The organism is Mesorhizobium sp. M0292, from assembly GCF_040321695.1.
Lineage (GTDB): Bacteria > Pseudomonadota > Alphaproteobacteria > Rhizobiales > Rhizobiaceae > Mesorhizobium.
This window is the reverse complement of sequence record NZ_JAMYSB010000010.1, coordinates 1-20,365: the sequence shown is the minus strand read 5'-3', so window position 1 is coordinate 20,365 and position 20,365 is coordinate 1. Positions and strand designations below refer to the sequence as shown.

The 20,365-nt window shown below is 63.3% G+C and carries 18 protein-coding genes and 1 tRNA gene; 15 read left to right on the top strand and 4 right to left on the bottom strand.

Annotation, left to right across the window (positions count from 1 at the left end):
* Window positions 1-118 precede the first annotated feature (118 nt).
* Entirely contained in the window at window positions 119-1,177 is a 1,059-nt protein-coding gene (locus tag NKI96_RS16940) for an RluA family pseudouridine synthase (RefSeq protein ID WP_023693671.1), read from the bottom strand.
* A gap of 25 nt (window positions 1,178-1,202) precedes the next feature.
* On the opposite strand from NKI96_RS16940, the gene NKI96_RS16935 reads away from it, so the two are divergent.
* The 6 genes from NKI96_RS16935 to NKI96_RS16910 all read left to right on the top strand — a co-directional run bounded on the left by NKI96_RS16935 (window position 1,203) and on the right by NKI96_RS16910 (window position 4,843).
* Window positions 1,203-1,583, top strand: a complete 381-nt coding sequence (locus NKI96_RS16935; RefSeq protein ID WP_023690093.1) for a hypothetical protein — start codon at window positions 1,203-1,205, stop codon at window positions 1,581-1,583.
* Between the two features lie 13 nt (window positions 1,584-1,596).
* Window positions 1,597-2,004, top strand: a complete 408-nt coding sequence (locus NKI96_RS16930; RefSeq protein WP_023693672.1) for a VOC family protein — start codon at window positions 1,597-1,599, stop codon at window positions 2,002-2,004.
* Between the two features lie 92 nt (window positions 2,005-2,096).
* Window positions 2,097-2,171, top strand: a tRNA-Glu gene (locus NKI96_RS16925).
* A gap of 594 nt (window positions 2,172-2,765) precedes the next feature.
* Window positions 2,766-3,347, top strand: coding sequence for a VOC family protein (locus NKI96_RS16920; RefSeq protein ID WP_023670120.1), 582 nt, complete (start codon window positions 2,766-2,768; stop codon window positions 3,345-3,347).
* Between the two features lie 25 nt (window positions 3,348-3,372).
* Window positions 3,373-4,248 carry a glutathione S-transferase family protein gene (locus NKI96_RS16915; protein WP_023670119.1) on the top strand — a complete coding sequence of 292 codons (876 nt, stop codon included), beginning with the start codon at window positions 3,373-3,375 and terminating at the stop codon, window positions 4,246-4,248.
* A 226-nt stretch (window positions 4,249-4,474) separates the two neighbouring features.
* Entirely contained in the window at window positions 4,475-4,843 is a 369-nt protein-coding gene (locus tag NKI96_RS16910; RefSeq protein WP_352805284.1) for a UCP034077 family protein, read from the top strand.
* Window positions 4,844-4,951: 108 nt separating this feature from the next.
* Here NKI96_RS16910 and NKI96_RS16905 read toward each other — a convergent pair whose 3' ends face one another.
* A complete protein-coding gene (locus NKI96_RS16905; RefSeq protein ID WP_023670117.1) occupies window positions 4,952-5,167 on the bottom strand; it encodes a hypothetical protein in 216 nt (71 codons plus the stop codon).
* A gap of 292 nt (window positions 5,168-5,459) precedes the next feature.
* Between NKI96_RS16905 and NKI96_RS16900 the strand changes: the two genes are divergently transcribed.
* Window positions 5,460-6,482 carry a DUF2865 domain-containing protein gene (locus NKI96_RS16900; protein WP_352805282.1) on the top strand — a complete coding sequence of 341 codons (1,023 nt, stop codon included), beginning with the start codon at window positions 5,460-5,462 and terminating at the stop codon, window positions 6,480-6,482.
* Between the two features lie 6 nt (window positions 6,483-6,488).
* Here the strand turns inward: NKI96_RS16900 and NKI96_RS16895 are convergent, their stop codons facing one another.
* On the bottom strand, window positions 6,489-6,845 hold the full coding sequence (locus NKI96_RS16895) for a hypothetical protein (RefSeq protein ID WP_023693676.1): 357 nt from the start codon (window positions 6,843-6,845) through the stop codon (window positions 6,489-6,491).
* Window positions 6,846-7,033: 188 nt separating this feature from the next.
* Here NKI96_RS16895 and NKI96_RS16890 point away from each other — a divergent pair, with 188 nt between their 5' ends.
* From NKI96_RS16890 to phoB, 7 genes are all read left to right on the top strand, one after another.
* The gene (locus NKI96_RS16890; protein WP_352805279.1) at window positions 7,034-10,951 is read left to right on the top strand and encodes a response regulator; all 3,918 of its coding nucleotides are present in this window, start codon (window positions 7,034-7,036) and stop codon (window positions 10,949-10,951) included.
* A gap of 497 nt (window positions 10,952-11,448) precedes the next feature.
* Window positions 11,449-12,477, top strand: a complete 1,029-nt coding sequence (locus NKI96_RS16885; protein ID WP_023693678.1) for a substrate-binding domain-containing protein — start codon at window positions 11,449-11,451, stop codon at window positions 12,475-12,477.
* A 96-nt stretch (window positions 12,478-12,573) separates the two neighbouring features.
* Window positions 12,574-14,034, top strand: a complete 1,461-nt coding sequence (gene pstC, locus NKI96_RS16880; RefSeq protein ID WP_023693679.1) for a phosphate ABC transporter permease subunit PstC — start codon at window positions 12,574-12,576, stop codon at window positions 14,032-14,034.
* Window positions 14,031-15,347 (top strand): phosphate ABC transporter permease PstA, encoded by a 1,317-nt coding sequence (gene pstA / locus NKI96_RS16875; protein WP_352805274.1) that lies wholly within the window; start codon window positions 14,031-14,033, stop codon window positions 15,345-15,347. The genes pstC and pstA overlap by 4 nt, the downstream gene beginning before the upstream one ends.
* Window positions 15,348-15,364: 17 nt before the next feature.
* Window positions 15,365-16,189: a phosphate ABC transporter ATP-binding protein PstB gene (gene pstB, locus NKI96_RS16870; RefSeq protein WP_023670110.1), complete on the top strand. Its 825-nt coding sequence runs from the start codon at window positions 15,365-15,367 to the stop codon at window positions 16,187-16,189.
* Between the two features lie 42 nt (window positions 16,190-16,231).
* Complete coding sequence (phoU, locus tag NKI96_RS16865) at window positions 16,232-16,936, top strand: phosphate signaling complex protein PhoU (RefSeq protein WP_023670109.1); 705 nt, start codon at window positions 16,232-16,234, stop codon at window positions 16,934-16,936.
* 16 nt (window positions 16,937-16,952) lie between these two features.
* The gene (gene phoB, locus NKI96_RS16860; RefSeq protein WP_023822590.1) at window positions 16,953-17,642 is read left to right on the top strand and encodes a phosphate regulon transcriptional regulator PhoB; all 690 of its coding nucleotides are present in this window, start codon (window positions 16,953-16,955) and stop codon (window positions 17,640-17,642) included.
* A 30-nt stretch (window positions 17,643-17,672) separates the two neighbouring features.
* On the opposite strand, the gene NKI96_RS16855 is transcribed toward phoB, so the two are convergent.
* Window positions 17,673-18,908 (bottom strand): ROK family protein, encoded by a 1,236-nt coding sequence (locus NKI96_RS16855; protein ID WP_023807897.1) that lies wholly within the window; start codon window positions 18,906-18,908, stop codon window positions 17,673-17,675.
* Window positions 18,909-19,175: 267 nt separating this feature from the next.
* Here NKI96_RS16855 and xylF point away from each other — a divergent pair, with 267 nt between their 5' ends.
* Entirely contained in the window at window positions 19,176-20,216 is a 1,041-nt protein-coding gene (gene xylF / locus NKI96_RS16850) for a D-xylose ABC transporter substrate-binding protein (RefSeq protein ID WP_023822587.1), read from the top strand.
* The last annotated feature ends 149 nt before the right edge of the window (window positions 20,217-20,365 follow it).

The following is a 20,365-nucleotide window of genomic DNA, read 5'->3' as shown; positions in this document are numbered from 1 at the left end:
TCAACACGAAACAGTGTGTCACGCTGAAGTGAACAATGCCGCTCAGGTTTTAGCTGGCTTGTTTAGACGCAATTCCGGACGGAAAACCGTTTCACACTTTTCCTGGAATAGCTGGGGTTCAGAGTTTGCGAAAGCCGCCGACGAGTTCCTCCATGTCCCCCGGTATCGGCGCCTCGAACCTCATCGATAAATGGGTAGCCGGGTGCCGAAATGCAAGGAGCCAGGCATGCAAAGCTTGCCTGGAAAACGCCTTGACCTGACCCTTCAGCAGTTCAGGCAGCCGGTTGGCCTTGGTGCGGAAGGCCTGGCCGTAATCCGGGTCACCGATGACGGGATGGCCGATATGGGCCATGTGGACGCGGATCTGGTGGGTGCGGCCGGTTTCCAGCCGGCATTCGACCAGGCTGGCGGTGGCAAACGCCTGCTGGCCCTCGCCGAAACGCTCCTTGACGGTGAAATGGGTCACGGCGTGGCGGGCGTCGTCACGGCCTTCCGGCACGACGGCGCGGCGCACGCGGTCGGCGGCACGGCCAAGCGGCGCGTCGACCGTTCCGGTCGGCCGCGACGGGATTCCCCAGACCAGCGCCAAATAAGCACGTTCGAGGTCGCCGGTGCGGCCGTGGTCGGCAAAGGCCTCCGACAGCGCCTTGTGGGCGCGGTCGGTCTTGGCCACCACCATGACGCCGCTCGTTTCCTTGTCCAGCCTATGGACGATGCCCGGCCGCCTGACGCCGCCAATGCCGGAAAGACTGTTGCCGCAGTGGTGGATCAGGGCGTTGACCAGCGTGCCGGTCCAGTTGCCGGCGCCGGGATGGACGACGAGGCCGGCCGGCTTGTTGATGACGATCAGCTCGTCGTCCTCATAAAGCACGTCGAGCACGATGGCCTCGCCTTGCGGTTCGGCCGGTTCCGGCTCGGGCATGACGACCGATACGCGCTCGCCGGCACTCATCTTGCGCTTGGTCTCGTCGACCGGCTTGCCGTCGATCGAAACGGCACCTTGCCGGATCAGCATCTGCACCCGGCTGCGCGACATGTCGGGACCAAGGGCGCTCGCCAGCCACTGGTCGAGGCGCTGGCCGGCCGCTTCCGCGCCGGCTTCGAGCACGGTTGGCGCCGCCTCTATGAATTGTCCAGCCTCTATCAATTCAGGGGTCTCTTCGCTATGAGCGCTCATCGAAAAAAGTTCCGGAAGTTCTGCCATGGCCCGGCCCGTTGCCGATGAAGAAGAAAAGCCGCTCGATCCCGAGATCGAAAAGGTGCGCGGCAGGCTCATCCGTTTCATGGCCATCAATCTCGGCCTGCTTTTGCTGGCCCTTATGGTGGTGATCGCAGCCATTGTCTACAAATCGCGCAAAGCGCCGCCCGCGAACCCGCCGCTCGCCAACGACATTCCAGTTCCGCCCGGCGAGCCGCTCGCGGCCGACATAGTGCTCCCGGTCGGAGCCAAGGTGATCAGCCAGGCTCTGTCGGGCAATCGCATTTCGATCGACGCCGAGCTCAGCGACGGCAGCCGCACCATCTTCGTCTACGACATCGCCGAGCGCCGTATCATCGGCCGCTTCGCCATCCGCAACAAATGAGCGGGCCGAAACAATGACCGGGTTTGCCGACCATCGCCGCATAGCAACCGTCACGCTCGTCGTCGCCGATTATGACGAGGCGATTGCCTGGTATGTCGGCAAGCTTGGCTTTGCGCTCTGCGACAACATCGATCTCGGTGATGGCAAGCGCTGGGTGACGGTAACGCCGTCGGCCGGGCAAGGCCCCCGGCTGCTTCTGGCGGAAGCGTTGGACGATGTGCAGAAAAGCCGCGTCGGCGACCAGACCGGCGGCCGCGTGGTTTTGTTTCTCGAAACCGACGATTTTGCCAGGGACCATGCGACGATGCTGGAAAACGGCGTCGATTTCCATGAAACGCCACGCCATGAGCCGTACGGCACCGTGGCGGTTTTCGCCGATCTCTACGGCAATCTGTGGGACCTGATCGAGCCGAAACGCTAAGTCCGCAAACCGAGATTGCACAGAAGCGGTCCGGCGGTTCGAAGCCCAGTTGCTTTTTCCAAACCGTCAGCCTATATCGCCGGTTCTTGAACGCGCCCATCGTCTAGCGGTCAGGACACCGCCCTCTCACGGCGGGAACAGGGGTTCGATTCCCCTTGGGCGTACCAAACAACGACTTTCCTTCCGCATCATCGAAAATTTCGGGCAGCAGCCGCGCGGATCGCGTGTGACCGCGAGGGTCGGCGGCATCAGCGAAATTCGGCAAGTCCGCGCACCCGAATACACCCAATTTAAGTCAGGCCGCGACGCTTGAAAGCGTAGCGATCTCTGTTACTTGCGGTGCGGGGATAGCATCTGCGGCAACGCGGATTTGGTTTGGCATAGCAGGCATGAATTCGGCAAAAATGATATGCCCGTGCTGTCACGGCAGCGGGCAGGTTTTCGATTGCTTGAAATGGCGTGAGTCGAAAGGGCATTGCTGCCCGCAAGGTACGCATCGGGCCGGCTGTCCCGGGCAGACCATGGCATGCGCCGAATGCGCGGGCCTGGGCACGCTGGCGGAGGCCGAACTCAGAGCCGTTGCGTAGCCTCAGGTCATGCAACCTTAAGCCTCTTTCACCATCCAGCGCCGGCAGTCTCCGCGAGCTTGTGGCGCGGCGCTGCCAATTGCACTAGCATCATGTACGAAGCCTAGCCAAAGGGCTCTTTGCGGCGCCCAAGACGCCGGGGAACATAGGCGAGGGTCGGGGAGGAGGACACCGATGCAGAAATTGCAGTCGCAGGGCGTCCATCACATCACGCTCGTCGGCGCCGGCCGCCGGACCTCGATCGATTTTTGGGAAGGCGTGCTCGGCATGCCGTTCATTTTCGAGCAGCCCAACCTCGACAAGCCAAGCGAAAGCCATCTTTATTTCGATCCCGGCGACGGCAGGCTGATCACCGTCTTCACCGACGAGAGCCGCACGCCGGTCAAGCGGCGCACGCCCACCGAACCGGGCTGCGTCCATCATATTGCGTTCTCGGTGTCGCGCGTGACCTTCCTGCAGGCGGTCGCCCGGCTCGACGAGCGCGCCATCAAGCACAGCGGCGTCAAGGATCGCGGCTTCATGGATTCGATCTATTTCGAGGATCCGCTCGGCCTCTTGATCGAACTGGCGTCCTATCGCTTTGAGCCGCCGGCCGGCTTCACCCACGCCGATGTGCTGATGCAGGCGCACAAGCTGCGCGTTGCGCGCGGCGACTACAACATCGCCGAAGTGCACCTTGCCGACGCGATCCAGACGCTGGTCGAACGGTCGCGCGCGACCTTGTCGGACGACCGGACGCCGAAGAATCCATACTGACGGCCAGAAAAAGGGGAGGACCATAATGGCAAAGACAGTTAAGAGCGCTGGCAAACCAGCGGCCAAGCCAGCAGCAAAAGCGGCAGCGAAGCCGGCCGCAAAGGCGGCCGTAAAGGCCGCGCCGAAGGCAGCCGCGAAGCCGGCCGCGAAAGCCGCGACAAAGCCGGCTGCCAAGAAATCCGCGCCGAAGGTCAAGGCGGCGAAAAAACCGGCGCTGAAGCTCTCGATGCTGAAGCCGAGCGTCAACAACATGACCGTCCGGGTGTTTGCCCGTGCGGCCGGGTTCGACGCCGCCGAGACTGACGCCTGGGGCCACACGCGCTCGCCCGAATATATGGCGCGCAATCCGGCGCATCTGACGCCGATGATCGAGGACAAGGGGCTGCCGCGCGGCGTGCTGTGGGAGAGCTGTGCCATCATGCAGTATCTCGCCAACAAGCACGGGCTGGAGAAATTCTATCCCAAGGCACCGGCCAAGCGGGCGATGGTCGACAGCGCCATGTTCTACCTGATCGGCACGCTCTACCCGTATGTGGCGCGCGCCACCTATCCGGCGCTGGGTTTCCCGCACTATGCCGGCGAGGTCGGCCATAGCGACGCTCATCCGGAGAAGAAGTCCGAGGCGCAGAAGGCCGCCATGGCGGCGATTGCCGAGCCGCTGGAGGTGTTTCACTCCTTCTTCAGGGACGGCAAGCCGTTCATCGGCGGCAAGCACCCGTCGATCGCCGACATACGCCTGGCATCGACGCTGGAGTTCCTGGCCGTCATCGACTATGCGCTACCAAAATGGGCCAAGGAGTATGTCGCGGCGATGGAGAAGAAACTCGGCAAGGCCTATGCCGAGCCGGCCGGCGACGTGCGCGGCTACATCGCCTATGTGAAGTCGCAGGCCAGCGCGTAAAGCTAAGGATTCATTAACCAGAACGCTGTCTATTGAAGGCACCGCGCGACCACGGATGTACTGGCGCAAGGGTGAAGGGAAAGGTCGGCGCAATGCCGGCCTTTTGCTTTTCGCCGATGCGCCATCAGGCACGTCTCATGCTGTAAAGTCCGACATCAGGCATATTGCCATCGTCTGCTTCGACCCTACCATCATGGTCGGCGGACGACACACGAGGAGCTTTGCGATGAAGGGCGTAGCGAGAGTGTTTGCGATTGCCGGTGTTGTGTTGGTCGGAGGCTACCCGTGCAATGCCGCGCCGCTCGACACGATGGCGGAGGTCGGCGATGCCATCCAGGCGCGCTGGACGCCGCCGGCGGGTGTTGGAAATGCCAGCGTCACCTTGAGCTTCAGCTTCAAGCGCGACGGCACGCTGATCGGTCCGCCGCGGCCGACGGCGATCAAGGTCGATGGCGATGCGGATACCAGGAAGTCGTTCGTCGACGCCGCAACCACTGCCCTGCAAAAGTGCTTGCCGTTGAGCTTTTCGCCGACGCTGGCGCAAGGCGTCGCGGGCAATGTCTTCACCGTGCAATTCGCTTCGCCCAAGCAGTAGGCGAGCGGGCGAGCGTTTCACCGTTTCGCCGAAACGGCGACCCGCCCCCCGTTGTCTTGACGCAATTCCGGACGGAAACCGCTCGCACTTTTCCTGGAATTGCTCTGATCAGTTGTGCGGGCGCCTGATATCCACATGCCGCTGCAGTTCCGGCGCCTCGAAGACGTAGTCGGCCCAGGCGGATTCCGGAATCTGTCCGGCGAGATAGCATTCCAGCAACAGGCTCTGTTCGGGATCGAGCGCTCTCGGCGCCCGCTCATGGTCCAGCCCCAGCGAGTGGAACAGGTTCCTGGTCAGGCCAGAGACAGTGAAGTGAATAGACATCTTCGGTCTCCTTTGCCCGACACAACGCGAGACACCGGAGAAAGGTTTCATCCGCAAGGGCCGATAAGGCGGGATCGATGATTGCGGCGGCCTGGGCTCGCCGGAGCCTGGCTACGTCTCAATCTTGAAACAAAAGTGTAATAGCGAATTTACGGGAACCGGCATAATACACTCGGCATAAAATACCTGGCGGTTCTTGGCGTCTCTTCAATTAGACTTGCCTCACGCATTGATGCTCAATCGGCTGGAGCGGCGATCGGCTCCACAGGGGTACAAGGACCAGGTGTCGCCGATGATGCATTTGTGGCTTGTCGTGACCTTTGCACTGGTGTCGGTAGCGGCAAGCGTCCTCGGCATTTCGGCTTCCCTTGCCGATCCATGCGCCGCGCTCAGGAGCCAGCTGGCACCGTCCGGCCGCAGCGGCGGGATCAGCTCCGAGCTTGCGCAGCTACGTCGCCAGCTTGCGGCGATCCAGGGGCTGGAGAGGCAACGCCGGTGCACGGCGCAAAGTGCGGTGGGGGGCTTCTTCAATGCTTGCGCCGACCTCGCCAAAAGCCGCACACAGGTGCAACGCCAGATCGCCGGCGCCGCGATTTCGCGCCGGGATGCGTCCGGACTGCAGGCCAGGCTCGTCGCGCTCGGCTGCACGCCCGCCGCCGGGCAACAAAGACAGCGTCCTGCTGGCGCCATGATCGGCAGCAATTCGATGCTGTTTTGCGTTCGTCTCTCCGACGGCTATTTCTTCCCGGCGCCGAAATCGCAGTTCGTGCAAGGCGGCGATGTCAAGGAGATGGTCGACCAGTGCCGCTACATCTGCGACGATGCCGGCGTCGACCTGTACACGCTCAGGGACCCAAGCCTTGAAACCGAAAAGATGGTCGCGCTCGATACGCGCACATCCTACAAGGACCTGCCGACGGCCTTCAAATATCGCAATGATGCGAACTTCAGGGCCTGCGACCTCAAGCGCTATCACCAGCGCGTTGCCGAGCTGAGAGCGCGCACGGTGACGCCAGCCAATATGGCCAACGCGATCATTCCTTTGCCGTCAGCGAAGCCGGATCTTGGCACCGTGGCGCAAATTCCCCAGCCTGGCGCAGACGCTGCAGAGGCCAGGGGCGCCGCCCAGCGACAGTCGGTCTGCCATTGGCCGGCTCGCGGCCGGTCAGGGTGGTCGGGCCGGCTTTCTTCCCGGCGGAGTAACCTGCGCCTAGAGCGTTTCACCGTTTCACCGAAACGGCGAACCGCTCTATGTCTTTGTTTTACGCAATTCCGGACGGAAAACCGTTTCACACTTTTCCTGGAATTGCTCTAGTACCAGCTATTCGCAAACCATCCTGTAGCGTTTGCCGGGTTCGCTGACATTCTTGCAGGTGAGCGGATTGGCCGGTTCGGAAGCCATGCTGGGAGGGCTGGACCTGACGTGCCGCCTTGGCGCGGCTATTTGTGTTGTGTGCCTGCGTGCCGCGGGCCGGTAGGGCTCCTGCGGCGGCGGCGTCGGAAACACACCGGCTGCCGCCTGCATCCGGCTGGCCTCAGTCTGCGACGGATCGCGATCCCAGACCCGCCTGATATCGAGCGGCTTCGGGATCACCACCGTGCCGTCATAGCTGCGTGCGCAGCCGCTGCCCGCAAGCAGCGCCAGGCACAGGAAACAAGGCACGATCCAACCCGTCATCAGCAACACCCCCGCCGACTTATAGCCCGGCCGGGGTTCCGCCGACAACCGGCGGAATACCGCAGGGCAATGTGGCTCTGGCCGCAGTCTGGATTGGTTATGGTTAGCGGATCATTAATGCTTCTCGGGCAAATTCCGCCGGCGAACCGCTGAGGGGGTTCGGCCTTGGCTTTCGGGGTGGGAACGGGATGGCTGACGGGACTGTTGGAACACGCGGCGGACGCGGTTCCCGAAAAGGGGTGGTGAACGGCGAGGATACGTCCGTCGGGGGTTCGCCCGAAGCGCTGCGCGAACTGGTCGAGGCCGGCGCCGACTGGGTCTGGGAGACCGACGCCGAGCTGCGCTTTTCCTGGCTTTCGGAGAACTACCAGGCCGCCACCGGCATCGATCCCGCCAGCATTCTTGGCCGTTTCCGCTTCGATTTCCTCAAGCAGATGGTGCACGGCAATCGACACGCCGCCGCGCATCTGGAGGATCTGCAGGCGCATCGGCCGTTTCGCGACTTTGTTTATGAGTTGAAGGGCGGCCGTCCCGGCTGCCGCTGGGTTTCGATCACCGGTTCCCCGCGGTTCGACGGCGAAGGCGAATTCATCGGCTATCGCGGCATCGGCCGCAACGTCACGGCACTGGCCGGTGCGCTGGACGAACTGCGGCAGGACGAGAGCGATCCGCCGGCCGGGGAGGCCACGCAGCACCTCGCCGATCTCGAGCGGACGATGGATGCCATGCATATGGGCGTCGTGCTGCTTGACGAAAAGCTCGGCACACTCATCGTCAACAAGGCCTATCGCGAGCTCTCCAGGATTCCCGATGGCGCCGTCACTGTCGGCGCGCCGTTCAGTCTGTTGATGGAACTCAACCGCCGCAACGGCATCTACGGCGATCTCGATGAACAGCAGTGGCAGCACTACCTAGCCACCCGCATCGAGGAGATCAGCGCCGGCTCGGTTGCGCCACGCGAATTTCTCCATGCCAACGGCAGGACGATGATGTTCTCGGTGACGGCATTGTCCGGCGGCAAGCGGCTGTTGACCTACTACGACGTCTCCGAGCTCAAGCGTCGCGACGCAGAGATCGAGAGTGCCAACGCCAAAATCACGGAGACCTTCGCCAATCTTCGCACGATGGTCGACCAGATGCCGATCGGCGTGCTCGTCCTTGATGCGGACATGCGGGCGGAGGTGATCAACCGCGCCTTCTATGATTTCTGGGAAATCGATCCCCGACGCGCCAGGATCGGCTGCGGCTTCCGCGAACTGATGCAGGCCAGCCGCGATATGGACCCGTACGGTGCTGACGATGCGGAATGGCAGGACCACATCGCCGAGCGCGAAGCAGAAATCTCGGCCGGCCTGGTGGGCTCCAGGCAACTGCCACGCAATGACGGCCGTACGCTGATTGCATCGCTGGCGCCGCTCGCCGGCGGCAAAAGGCTGATCTCCTATGTCGACGTCACCAACATGAAGGATCGCGAGGCTGAACTCGCCCATGCGCTGGAGAAATCGCGGCTGGCCGAGGCGGTGATCAACGGCGTCAAGGACCCGATCTTCGTCAAGGACGACAATCTGCGTTTCGTCTTCGTCAATGAGGCGTTTTCGGCACTGTTCGGACAGAGCCCGCAAGCGATGCTGGGCAGGCCCGGCGGCGACTTCCTCAAGCAAAAGGACGCCGCGCAGTTCGAAGACAGCGAACGCGCCGTGCTGGCGACCGGCACGCCCTACGAGGTCGAGGAGACTTTCGACGCCGAGGGCGCCAGCCGCTCGCGCATCGTGCGCAAGAACCGCGTCGGCATGCCCAGCGGCCGCAACTATGTCGCCGGTTTCCTGTTCGACATCTCCGACATGAAGCGCCGCGAGACCGAAGCCGAAGACGCCGAGGAGCCCGTTACCCATCGCGACGGCACGGTGCGGCAATTGATGACGCGCAAGAGCCGGCTGGTGGCGCTCGATGGGTCGGTGCACCTTGTCGGCTCCAGCACCGACATCACCGACGTCAAGGCGCGCGAGCAGGCGCTGGAAGAGAGCATGCGCGAGAACGAGGTGTTCCGCAATCTCATCGACAACGTGCCGGTGTCGATCTACGCCAAGCGCTCCGACCTCAGGCAGTTCTACGTCAACAAGGGCTGGTGCGACCTCACCGGCCTCCGCAGGGAAGACGCGATCGGCAAGACGGACATCGAGATTTTCGGCGAGGACGGCGAAGCCTTCGTCAACAGCGATCTCGCCGTGCTGCGCACAGGCGATACACAGGAGATCGAGGAAACGGTGACGCTTGCCGACGGCAGCGTGCGCCACCAGTTCGCCCGCAAGGGCGCGATGATCGCGTCCGACGGTTCGCTCTATCTGATTGGGTCGACCACCGACATCACCGAACTGAAGCTGCGCGAGGCCGAACTGCGCGAGGCGCGGCAGCGCGCCGTGTTGGCCGACCGCGCCAAGTCGGAATTCCTGGCCAATATGAGCCACGAAATCCGCACGCCGATGAACGGCGTACTCGGCATGGCCGAGTTGCTGGCCAAATCCGACCTCGATCCCAAGCAGAAGACGTTCACCGACATCATCGTCAAATCGGGTAACGCGCTCTTGACCATCATCAACGACATACTGGACTTCTCCAAGATCGATGCCGGACAGCTGGTGCTCGACCCTGCGCCCTTCAACCTGCCCGAAGCGATCGAGGATGTGGCGACGCTGATATCGACCCGCGCCAAGGAGAAGGACCTCGAGCTCATCGTGCGCGTCGAGCCGGGCCTGGGAAGCCTGTTCGTCGGCGATGTCGGTCGCATCAGGCAGATCGTCACCAATCTGGTCGGCAACGCGGTGAAGTTTACCGACGAAGGCCACGTGCTGGTCGACGTGACGGGACAAAGGGGGCCGACGGGGACAAAGCTGACCGTTTCGGTCACCGATACCGGCATCGGCATTCCGCAGCAGAAACTGAAGCTCGTCTTCGAAAAATTCAGTCAGGCCGACACCTCGTCGACCAGACGCCACGAAGGCACAGGGCTCGGGCTCGCCATCACCTCGCGGCTGGTCGAGTTGATGGGCGGCGAGATCGGTGTCGAGAGCGCCGAAGGCAAGGGCTCGACCTTCTGGTTCACCGTGACATTGCCCAGGGCCGAGGAACGGACCGGACGGCGGATCATGCCGGTCGACGTGACCGGCTCACGGGTGCTGATCGTCGACGACAATGCCGTCAACCGATCGATCCTGAGCGAGCAGATGGCGTCATGGACCTTCGATTCCTGCGCCGCCGAAAGCGGACCCGAAGGGCTCAAGGTGCTGGTCGCCGCGGCTGCCTACGGCGTGCCGGTCGACTGCGTCGTGCTCGATTATCAGATGCCGGGGATGAGCGGCGCCGAAATGGCGCGCGTCGTGCGCAGCACCGCAGGGCTGGCCGACACGCCGATCATCATGCTGACTTCGGTCGACCAGTCGCTCGCCAACACCAGCTATCGCGATCTCGGCATCGACGCCCAGCTGATCAAGCCGGCGCGTTCCTCGGTGCTTCTGGAAACGCTGGTCGCTACCATCCAGCGCCACCATCACAATATCACGGGGAGCCGCGTGCTCCCGGCGGCAAGCAGCGGGTCCGGCAACGACAGGAACGGACCGTCACCGGCAAAGCCGCCGCTCGCTGCATCGGAACGCGCCTTGCTGCAACCGCCGCCGGTTCGCGCCCGCGCCCGGGCCGCCGGGGATGAAAGCCGGCTCGACATCCTCGTTGCCGAGGACAATGAGGTGAACCAGATGGTGTTCACCCAGATAATCGGCGAGACCGGTTATAGTTTCGAAATTGTCGGCAACGGCCGCAAGGCGCTCGACGCCTTCGGCAGGCTCAATCCGCGTATGATCCTGATGGACGTCTCGATGCCGGAGATGAATGGGCTCGAGGCCACCGCCGCAATTCGCCGGCTTGAAGAACATACGGGTATGCATATCCCGATCGTCGGCGTCACCGCGCATGCTTTGAAGGGCGACCGTGAGCGCTGCCTGGAAGCCGGCATGGATGACTATTTGCCCAAGCCGATCAGCCCCAGGGCGCTGCTCGAAAAGGTCGAGCGCTGGGTCGGCATATCAAGCGAAGCCCAACGAGACGCTGGATAGCAACCTGCGGCGCCGGCCGGGATTCGGCCGCGCCGCAACAGCCAAGGATATGGTGCGATCGCACCATATCAAAGCTGGCGCCCAGTCAGGACAATGGTCGCAACGAAACCGCTCATTCAGTTACGGGCGGGAGCAAGCGACCGCCGACAAGAAACAGCGTCGAATCTACCCCAACGGACCTGTTTTTGGCGATGGCTCGGCCAAGATTCGCTCTGGCCACGGGCAACGCGCTCCCGTCCGGTTTTTCTTTCTCGGCATCGCGGCCTGCGGTGTGCCGGGACATGATGCCAGCACGGATCGCGCAAGCGTCTGATTCCAGCGGCAACTTCCATTCCCACAAACCGGCTTAAAGGGGGCGGCCCACAAGACGTCTGTGCGACGTTACCGGGCTGACACGAAACTGTCATGCGACTGTAATAATCGAAGGCTATTGGCCTCAGCGGGCGCCGGTTTGAAGAGGGCGCCAAGAGACCATCTTCCGAACAGGAGCAGGCCACATGAAGAAATTCCTCGTTACGGCATCGGCCGTGGCGGTAGCGTTCGCCGCATCGTCCGGTGTCGCCGCTGCGCGTGACCAGATCCAGGTCGCCGGTTCGTCGACCGTGCTGCCTTACGCCAAGATCGTCGCCGAGCAGTTCGGCGAAACCTTCACCAACTTCAAGACCCCGGTGGTCGAGTCCGGCGGCAGCGGCGCCGGCATCAAGGAGTTCTGCAAGGGCGTCGGCGAAGACACGATCGACATCGCCAACTCCTCGCGCCCGATCAAGAAGGACGAGCTGAAGTCCTGCGCCGACGCCGGCGTCAAGGACGTCCAGGAAGTCCGCATCGGCTATGACGGCATCGTCTTTGCCACCGACATCAAGGGTCCGGACTGGGCGCTGGTTCCCGCCGACATCTACAAGGCGCTCGCCGCCAAGCTGGTGGTCGACGGCAAGCTGGTCGAAAACCCGAACACCAAGTGGAACCAGGTGAATCCGAAGCTGCCCGACTGGGATATCGCCGCCTATATCCCGGGTGAGAAGCACGGCACCCGTGAAGTGTTCGAGACCAAGCTGCTCGACGCCGGCTGCGACAAGGCCGCTTTGAAGGCTGCCGGCATCGCCGACGACAAGGAAATCGGCAAGACCTGCATCGCCATCCGCAAGGACGGCAAGGCTGTCGACATCGATGGCGACTACACCGAGACGCTGGCCCGCATCGACTCCAACAAGACCGGCGTTGGCGTGTTCGGCCTCGCCTTCTACGAGAACAATGCCGACAAGCTGAAGGTCGCCACCGTGGAAGGCATCGTGCCTTCGACGCAGACCATCGCCGATGGCACGTACCCCGTGTCGCGGCCGTTGTTCTTCTACGTCAAGAAGGCGCATCTGGGCGTCGTTCCCGGCCTCAAGGAATATGTCGAGTTCTTCCTTGATGACCAGATGATCGGCCCGGAAAGCCCGCTCGCCCAGTACGGCCTGGTTTCCGCTCCCGACGCCGAACGTCAGGGCCAGCGCGACGCCTTCGCCGCCGGAAAGACAATGTAATCGACCGACCGGATCAGGGCGCGGACCAAATCCGCGCCCTGATTTCGCCGCTTGCCGCAACGGCGGCGGCGATCTGAATTTTCCCTGGGGTGGGTGATGTCGTCCTTGCTCGTACTCGCCATAGTCATTGCCATAGGCGTGGTCGCTTTTGTGGTCGGCCGCCAGCGCGCAGCGGCGCAGGATACCGGCAAGGTCAAGCCGCATTCGCGCGCGCATTATCATGGCTGGTGGGCCTTTCTGCTCGCGGTCCTGCCTGCCGTCCTTTTGCTCGCCGTCTGGGATATCGGCTCTTCCTTCTATCTCGACCGGCATATCCATGCCGCTTTGCCCGAGCGCACCGCCGACACAAAGGTCGCCAGCGAAGCGCTCGACGCCAGCCTGGTGAAGAGCCTGGCCAAGGGCCTGCGTCGGCTCGATGGCGATACCGCACTTCCCGCTACTTTCGCCGAATTGCAGCCGCTGCTCGCCGCCAAGGGCGTGGCACTGGCCAGCGACACCCAGGACTATATGATCCCGATCGCGGTCGAGGCGAACCAGGTCCAGGACCGGCTCGGCCTGTTCGGCGCCGTGCTGACCTTCGCTCTGTCGATCGCCGGCGCCTTCTATGCGCTGAGGCAGATCGCGCCGCGCGCCAGGGCGCGCAACAATGTCGAGAAGTTGATGCTGTGGGGGCTGCTTGCGGCCTCGACCATCGCCATCCTGACCACGGTCGGCATCGTGCTGTCGATGCTGTTCCAGACGATCACCTTCTTCGAAAGCGTATCGCCGATGAGCTTCTTCTTCGGCACGGTGTGGGATCCGCGTTTCGCCGCCGCCGGTTCCGGCGGCAGCCAGGGTCAGTTCGGCCTGATCCCGCTACTCGCCGGCACGCTCTACATCGCCGCCGTCGCGCTTCTGGTCGCAGTGCCGGTCGGGCTGATGTCGGCGGTCTACATGTCCGAATACGCCTCGCGCAGCGTCCGGTCGGTGGTCAAGCCCGCGCTTGAACTGCTGGCCGGCATCCCGACCATCGTCTACGGCATCTTCGCCGTGGTCACGCTCGGACCGTTCTTGCGCGACCTGTCGGCGGCACTCACCGGCGGCTCGCCCTTCATCCAGGGCCAGAGCATCTTCACCGCCGGCCTGGTGATGGGCGTCATGCTGATCCCGGTCGTGTCCTCTTTGTCCGACGACATCATCACCGCGGTGCCGCGCGCAATGCGTGACGGCTCGCTCGGCCTCGGCGCCACGCGCTCCGAGACGATCAAGCGGGTGATCCTGCCGGCGGCACTGCCCGGCATCGTCGGCGCCATCCTGTTGACGGCGTCGCGCGCCATCGGCGAGACGATGATCGTCGTGCTGGCGGCGGGCGTCGCCGCCAATCTGACGGCCAATCCGTTCGAGGCGATGACGACCATCACTGTCAAGATCGTCAACCAGCTGACCGGCGATCTCGAGTTCAACTCGCCGCAGACGCTGGTCGCCTTCGCGCTCGGCCTGACGCTGTTCGCGCTGACGCTGGTGATGAACATCGTCGCCCTCTACATTGTGCGCAAGTACCGGGAGCAGTACGAATGACCGACATCCCCCTGGACACGATGGCGGGTGCCGTCGCGCGTCCGCGCCGCGACATCGGGCTGAAGGCGCGCTATGCCGCCGAACGCCGGTTCCGCATCTATGGCGTGATTGCGATCTCGGTGGGCCTGGCGTTCCTGGCCATCATGTTGATCACCATCGTCTCGAAAGGCTACACCGCCTTCTGGCAGACGACGGTGACGCTTCCGATCACCTTCGATGAGAAGGTCATCGACCCCTCGAACAAGCGTGCCACAGACCCGAATGTGCTGATCAAGGCGAACTATCCCAAGCTCGCCGAAAACGCGCTGGTGGCCAAGCTCGGCATCGATCCGGCCAACAAGCCGATGATGCTGAAGCTCAAGGGCTTCCTGTCGGAAGGCGCCCGCGTCCAGCTGCGCGACATCGTCTCCGCCGATCCGTCGGTGATCGGCACGACGCGTGACGTCGACATCCTGGCCGCCGCCAATCTCGACTCGGCCTTCAAGGGCCAGATCGACCTCGGCGTCGATGAAGCGCGCCGCAAGGTGTCCAACCAGCAGATCGACTGGATGAACAAGCTCAAAGCCGAAGGCGCGATGGCCGAGCATTTCAACACCGGCCTGTTCAGCTATGGCGCCTCCAGCCGGCCCGAGACGTCGGGCATGGCCGTGGCCATCATCGGGTCGTTCTACATGATGGTGATCGTGCTTTTGCTGGCGCTGCCGATCGGCGTCGCCGCCTCGATCTATCTCGAGGAATTCGCCAAGAAGAACCGCTTTACGGACCTGATCGAAGTCAACATCAACAATCTCGCGGCGGTGCCGTCGATCGTCTTCGGTCTGCTTGGCCTTGCCGTGTTCATCAACTTCCTCGGCATGCCGCGCTCGGCTTCCTTCGTCGGCGGCCTGGTGCTGACCTTGATGACATTGCCGACCATAATCATCGCCACGCGCGCCGCCCTCGCCGCGGTGCCGCCGTCGATCCGCTCGGCGGCACTCGGCCTCGGCGCCTCCAAGATGCAGATGGTGTTCCACCACATCCTGCCGCTTGCCGCCCCAGGCATCCTTACCGGCACCATCATCGGCCTGGCGCGTGCGCTCGGCGAGACAGCACCGCTGCTCTTGATCGGCATGGTCGCTTTCGTCGCCGATTATCCGGCGACGCCTTTCGATCCGGCGACCGCGCTGCCGGTGCAGATCTATATGTGGGCAAACGAGGCTGAGCGCGCTTTTGTCGAGCGCATGTCCGGCGCCATCATCATCCTGCTCGTCTTCCTCATGGCCATGAACATCACCGCGATCGTGCTCCGGCGCCGGTTCGAGCGGCGCTGGTAGAAAAAAGGCAATTTGGTATGAACATCATGACCGAACAGTCCCTTGAGAATGCAGTGGGCGACAAAATGAACGCCAAGTCGAACGAAGTCATCAAGATGCGCGGCGACAAGGTCGGCGTCTTCTACGGCGAGAAGCAGGCGTTGTTCGACGTCAATCTCGACGTCCGACAGAACCAGGTGACGGCGCTGATCGGCCCGTCCGGCTGCGGCAAGTCGACCTTCCTGCGCTGCCTCAACCGCATGAACGACACCATCGATTCGGCGCGGGTGACCGGCAAGATCACGCTCGATGAAGACGACATCTACGACAAGAACATCGATGTCGTCGAACTGCGCGCCCGCGTCGGCATGGTGTTCCAGAAACCCAACCCGTTCCCGAAGTCGATCTACGAGAACGTCGCCTACGGCCCGCGCATCCATGGGCTGGCCAAGCGCAAGTCCGACATGGACCAGATCGTCGAGCAGAGCCTTAAGAAGGCTGCGATCTGGAACGAGGTCAAGGACCGCCTGCAGGAGCCCGGCACCGGCCTGTCCGGCGGCCAGCAGCAGCGCCTGTGCATCGCGCGCGCCATCGCCGTGTCGCCGGAGGTGATCCTGATGGACGAGCCCTGCTCGGCGCTCGATCCGATCGCCACCGCCCGTGTCGAGGAGCTGATCGACGAACTGCGCCAGAACTACACGATCGTCATCGTCACCCACTCGATGCAGCAGGCGGCGCGCGTGTCGCAGCGTACAGCGATGTTCCATCTCGGCTATCTCGTCGAGGAGGGCGCCACCGACAAGATGTTCACCAACCCCGACGACAAGCGCACCCAAGACTACATTACCGGCCGCTTCGGCTGAGCCGTCCGGCGGGGTGAATTTTCAGGCACGAGGACCAAGATCATGGGTGAACATACCGTCGCCTCCTTCGATGAAGAGCTCGGGCAGATCAGCAAGCTGATCCGCGACATGGGCGATCTGGCCGGCTCGATGGTCAGCGGCTCGACCAGGGCGCTGCTCAATTCGGACAATGCGCTGGCACAGCGTGTCGTTTCCGACGACGCCATCATGGATGCGCGCCAGCGCGAACTGGACGACCGCGCCATCACGCTGATCGCCAAGCGCCAGCCGATGGCCAACGATCTGCGCGCCGTGGTCGGCTCGATCCGCATGGCCGGCGACCTCGAGCGCATCGGCGATCTCGCCAAGAACATCGCCAAACGCGTCGGCACCGTGGGCTTGAGCGTCACGCCGCGCGACCTCTCGCACTCCATCGATGCCATGGCGCAACTGGTGCTGATCCAGGTGCAAGGCGTCGTCGAGGAATATGCCGCCACCGATGCGGCAGCGCTTGCAAAACTCAGGAATGACGACGAGCGCATCGACGTCAAATACACGTCCGTGTTTCGTGAGCTCTTGACCTACATGATGGAAGACCCTCGCAACATCACCGCCTGCACGCATCTCTTGTTCTGCGCCAAGAATCTTGAGCGCATCGGCGATCATGTCACCAACATCGCCGAAAATGCGTATTATGTGCTGACCGGCCAGCAATTGCCCGCCAATCGTCCGAAGCAGGACGAGACGGCGATGGCCACGCCGGCCTGATGAGGGTGAACTGCCTATGATCGCGCCACGCATCATGGTCGTGGAGGACGAGGAGCCGCTAGGCGTGCTCCTCCGCTACAACCTCGAATCCGAAGGCTATCAAGTCGAGGTGGTGACACGCGGCGACGAGGCCGAGATCCGCCTGCAGGAAAACGTGCCCGATCTCCTGGTGCTCGACTGGATGGTGCCCGCTGTTTCCGGCATCGAGCTCTGCCGGCGGCTTAGAGTGCGGCCCGAAACCGAGCGGCTGCCGATCATCATGCTGACCGCGCGCGGTGAGGAAAGCGATCGCGTGCGCGGCCTGTCCACCGGCGCCGACGACTATCTGGTCAAGCCATTCTCGACGCCGGAGTTCATGGCGCGCGTGAAGGCGCTGCTGCGCCGGGCCAAGCCGGAAGTGCTGTCCAGCGTGCTCAAGGTCGGCGACATCGTGCTCGACCGCGAGTCGCACCGTGTCTACCGCAAGAAGAGCGAGATCAGGCTCGGACCGACCGAGTTCCGGCTGCTCGAATTCATGATGCGCCATCCCGGCCGCGTGTTCTCGCGCAGCCAACTGCTCGACAATGTCTGGGGCGAGACGATCTATATAGACGAGCGAACCGTCGACGTGCATGTCGGGCGGCTGCGCAAGGCCGTCAACAACGGCCGCATGCCGGATGTCATCCGTACCATTCGCGGCGCCGGCTACGCGATCAGGGAAGACTAGGATCCTGCGCGTCGCGCCGTTGCCGGCCATTCACGCGACATGCTTGCCGGATTTGGGCTGAATACCCGGCGCAAAAATCTCCTGGTCGACGAAGCCGAGCGCGCGCGTGGCACAGCCTTCGCGGATCAGCGGCAGCTCGTTGGGCTCGGTGTCGAAGGAGATCGACTTCGAGTGCTGGCCGCCGGCGGTCTGGGCGATCGCTTCGCGCAATGCCGGTTCGATCAGGTCGAACGCGGCGGCGCTGACGCCGACCATGGCGACGGGGGCCGGGTCGATCAGCGCAAACAGGCTGCCGAGGCCGAAGCCGAGCGCCTCACCGGCCCTGCGATAGGCTTCGCGCTCCGGTCCGTCCGTCTCTCGCGCACGAGCGGCCAGCGCCCGCATATCAGCGTCGCCGATATCGACCGGCTCGGCATCCTCGCCCATCATTTTGGCGCTGCGCCAGATGGCGTAGTTTCCGGCATAGGCTTCCACGCAGCCGCGCCGCCCGCAGCGGCAGAGCGCGCCGCCCGGACGGTGGATCATGTGGCCGAACTCGCCGCCCGAGGAATGGGTGCCGGTGAACAGTTCGCCTTTCAGCACCAGCCCCATGCCGATGCCGTGCGACAAGAGGATCGCGATGAAATTGTCGCGGTAGCGCTCGGGCTGGCGCCATTGCAGGGCCACCGCCATCATATTGCAGTCGTTCTCCATGGTGGCAGGAATGCCGAATTCCGCTTCCAACATGTCGGCGAAGGCAATGTCGGTCAGTGGCGTGATTGGCGACCACAGCATGGCCCGCGCCTGCGAATCGGTGATGCCCTGGATGCCCATGGCAATGCGGGCGATGCTCTGGACATCGAGGTCCGGGTCCGCGAGACGCCGCCCGACGATTGCTACGCATTCGCCGATCAGCTCGTCGCGCGGCATGGTCAGCGTGTCGAGCCGGCGCTGTTCTTCCGCGACCACCTGGCCGGCATAGTCGATGACGGTGACGGAGAGGAAGTTCAGCGACAGCACCACGGTCATGACCGCCGCCGCTTCCGGGTTGAGGCCAAGGCCGACCTGCGGCCGGCCGCGTTTCAGCGAGCCGGTCTCGCCAGGCTTGCCTTCAATCAGGATGCCTTCTTGAATTAGATCAGACGAGATTGCCGATATCGTCGAATGGCTGAGGCCGGTGGTCGCCGCAATCTCGGTCCGCGACGGCTGGCCGGCCCGGCGCACGGCCGAAATCACCATCGCACGGTTGCGACGGCGCAGATCGTCGTGGCGGATCCCAACCGACATTTGTTTTCCTCCCGGCCTCCTCGCGCCTCATGATAGTGAAGGCGTTCGACGGCACCAGCCAAATATTGGCAGACGCCGGCAGCCCTGTCATTGTTTATTGCGGAGCTCGAAAAAATTCGGCAACGCCATCAGAATCCATCAGAATCGATGTTGACAGTGCCTTATCATTGAACCAGTATTTTTTCGAGGCTCGAAAAAATGGAGCCTCTGTGTGCCGGCCCTCGGGCCAGTTTTGTCGCGCCGCGCGCGGCGCAGGGAGGGTTTATCATGAACAGATTTGCAGCCGCCATGCTGGCGGGCGCCGCCATGTCGCTGACGCTGGTCTCGGTCGCGCAGGCGAAGGACAAGGTCATCGGCGTCTCCTGGTCGAACTTCCAGGAAGAGCGCTGGAAGACGGACGAGGCGGCGATGAAGACGGCGATCGAAGCCGCCGGCGACAAGTACATTTCCGCCGACGCGCAGTCCAATCCCGGCAAGCAGCTGACCGACGTCGAAAGCCTGATCTCACAAGGCGCCAACGCGCTGATCGTCCTGGCGCAGGACGCGTCGGCCATCGGCCCGGCGGTGCAGAAGGCGCTGGACGAAGGCATTCCGGTCGTCGGCTATGACCGCCTGATCGAGAACAAGGACGTCTTCTACCTGACCTTCGACAACAAAGAAGTCGGCCGCATGCAGGCCCGCGAAGTGTTCAAGGCGAAGCCCGAGGGCAACTATGTCTTTATCAAGGGCTCTGGCTCGGATCCGAATGCCGATTTCCTGTTCTCGGGCTCGATGGAAGTGCTCAAGGAAGCCATCGACTCGGGCAAGATCAAGAATGTCGGCGAGGCCTATACCGATGGCTGGCTGCCGGCCAATGCCCAGAAGAACATGGAACAGTTCCTGACCGCCAATGACAACAAGGTCGATGCCGTGGTTGCGGCCAATGACGGCACAGCCGGCGGCGTTGTCGCCGCGCTGACGGCGCAGGGCCTTGCCGGAACGGTTCCGGTCTCGGGCCAGGACGGCGACCATGCCGCTCTGAACCGCATCGCGCTCGGCACGCAGACGGTGTCGGTGTGGAAGGACGCGCGCGAACTCGGCAAGAACGCCGCCGAGATCGCCTCGCAGCTTGCCGATGGCAAGAAGACCGGCGACATTGCCGGCGCCAAGGACTTCACCACGCCTGGCGGCAACACCGTCAAGTCGCTGTTCCTGACCCCCGTCGCGATCACCAAGGACAACCTCAACGTCGTCATCGACGCCGGCTGGATCAAGAAGGACGAAGTCTGCACGGGCGTCGCCGCCGGCAGCGTCGCGGCTTGCAACTGATCTCGACGACTTGAAGAAATGAGGCGCCCCGGGGGTGCAGGCGCGGGGGGTTTTGTACGAGAATTGTGTTTTTCAGGCATCGGCGGCCAGCTTGGAGGGGGGGGGGCGGGGCCCGCGCCCCACGGGCACCCGCGGGGGGGCATGCCGTG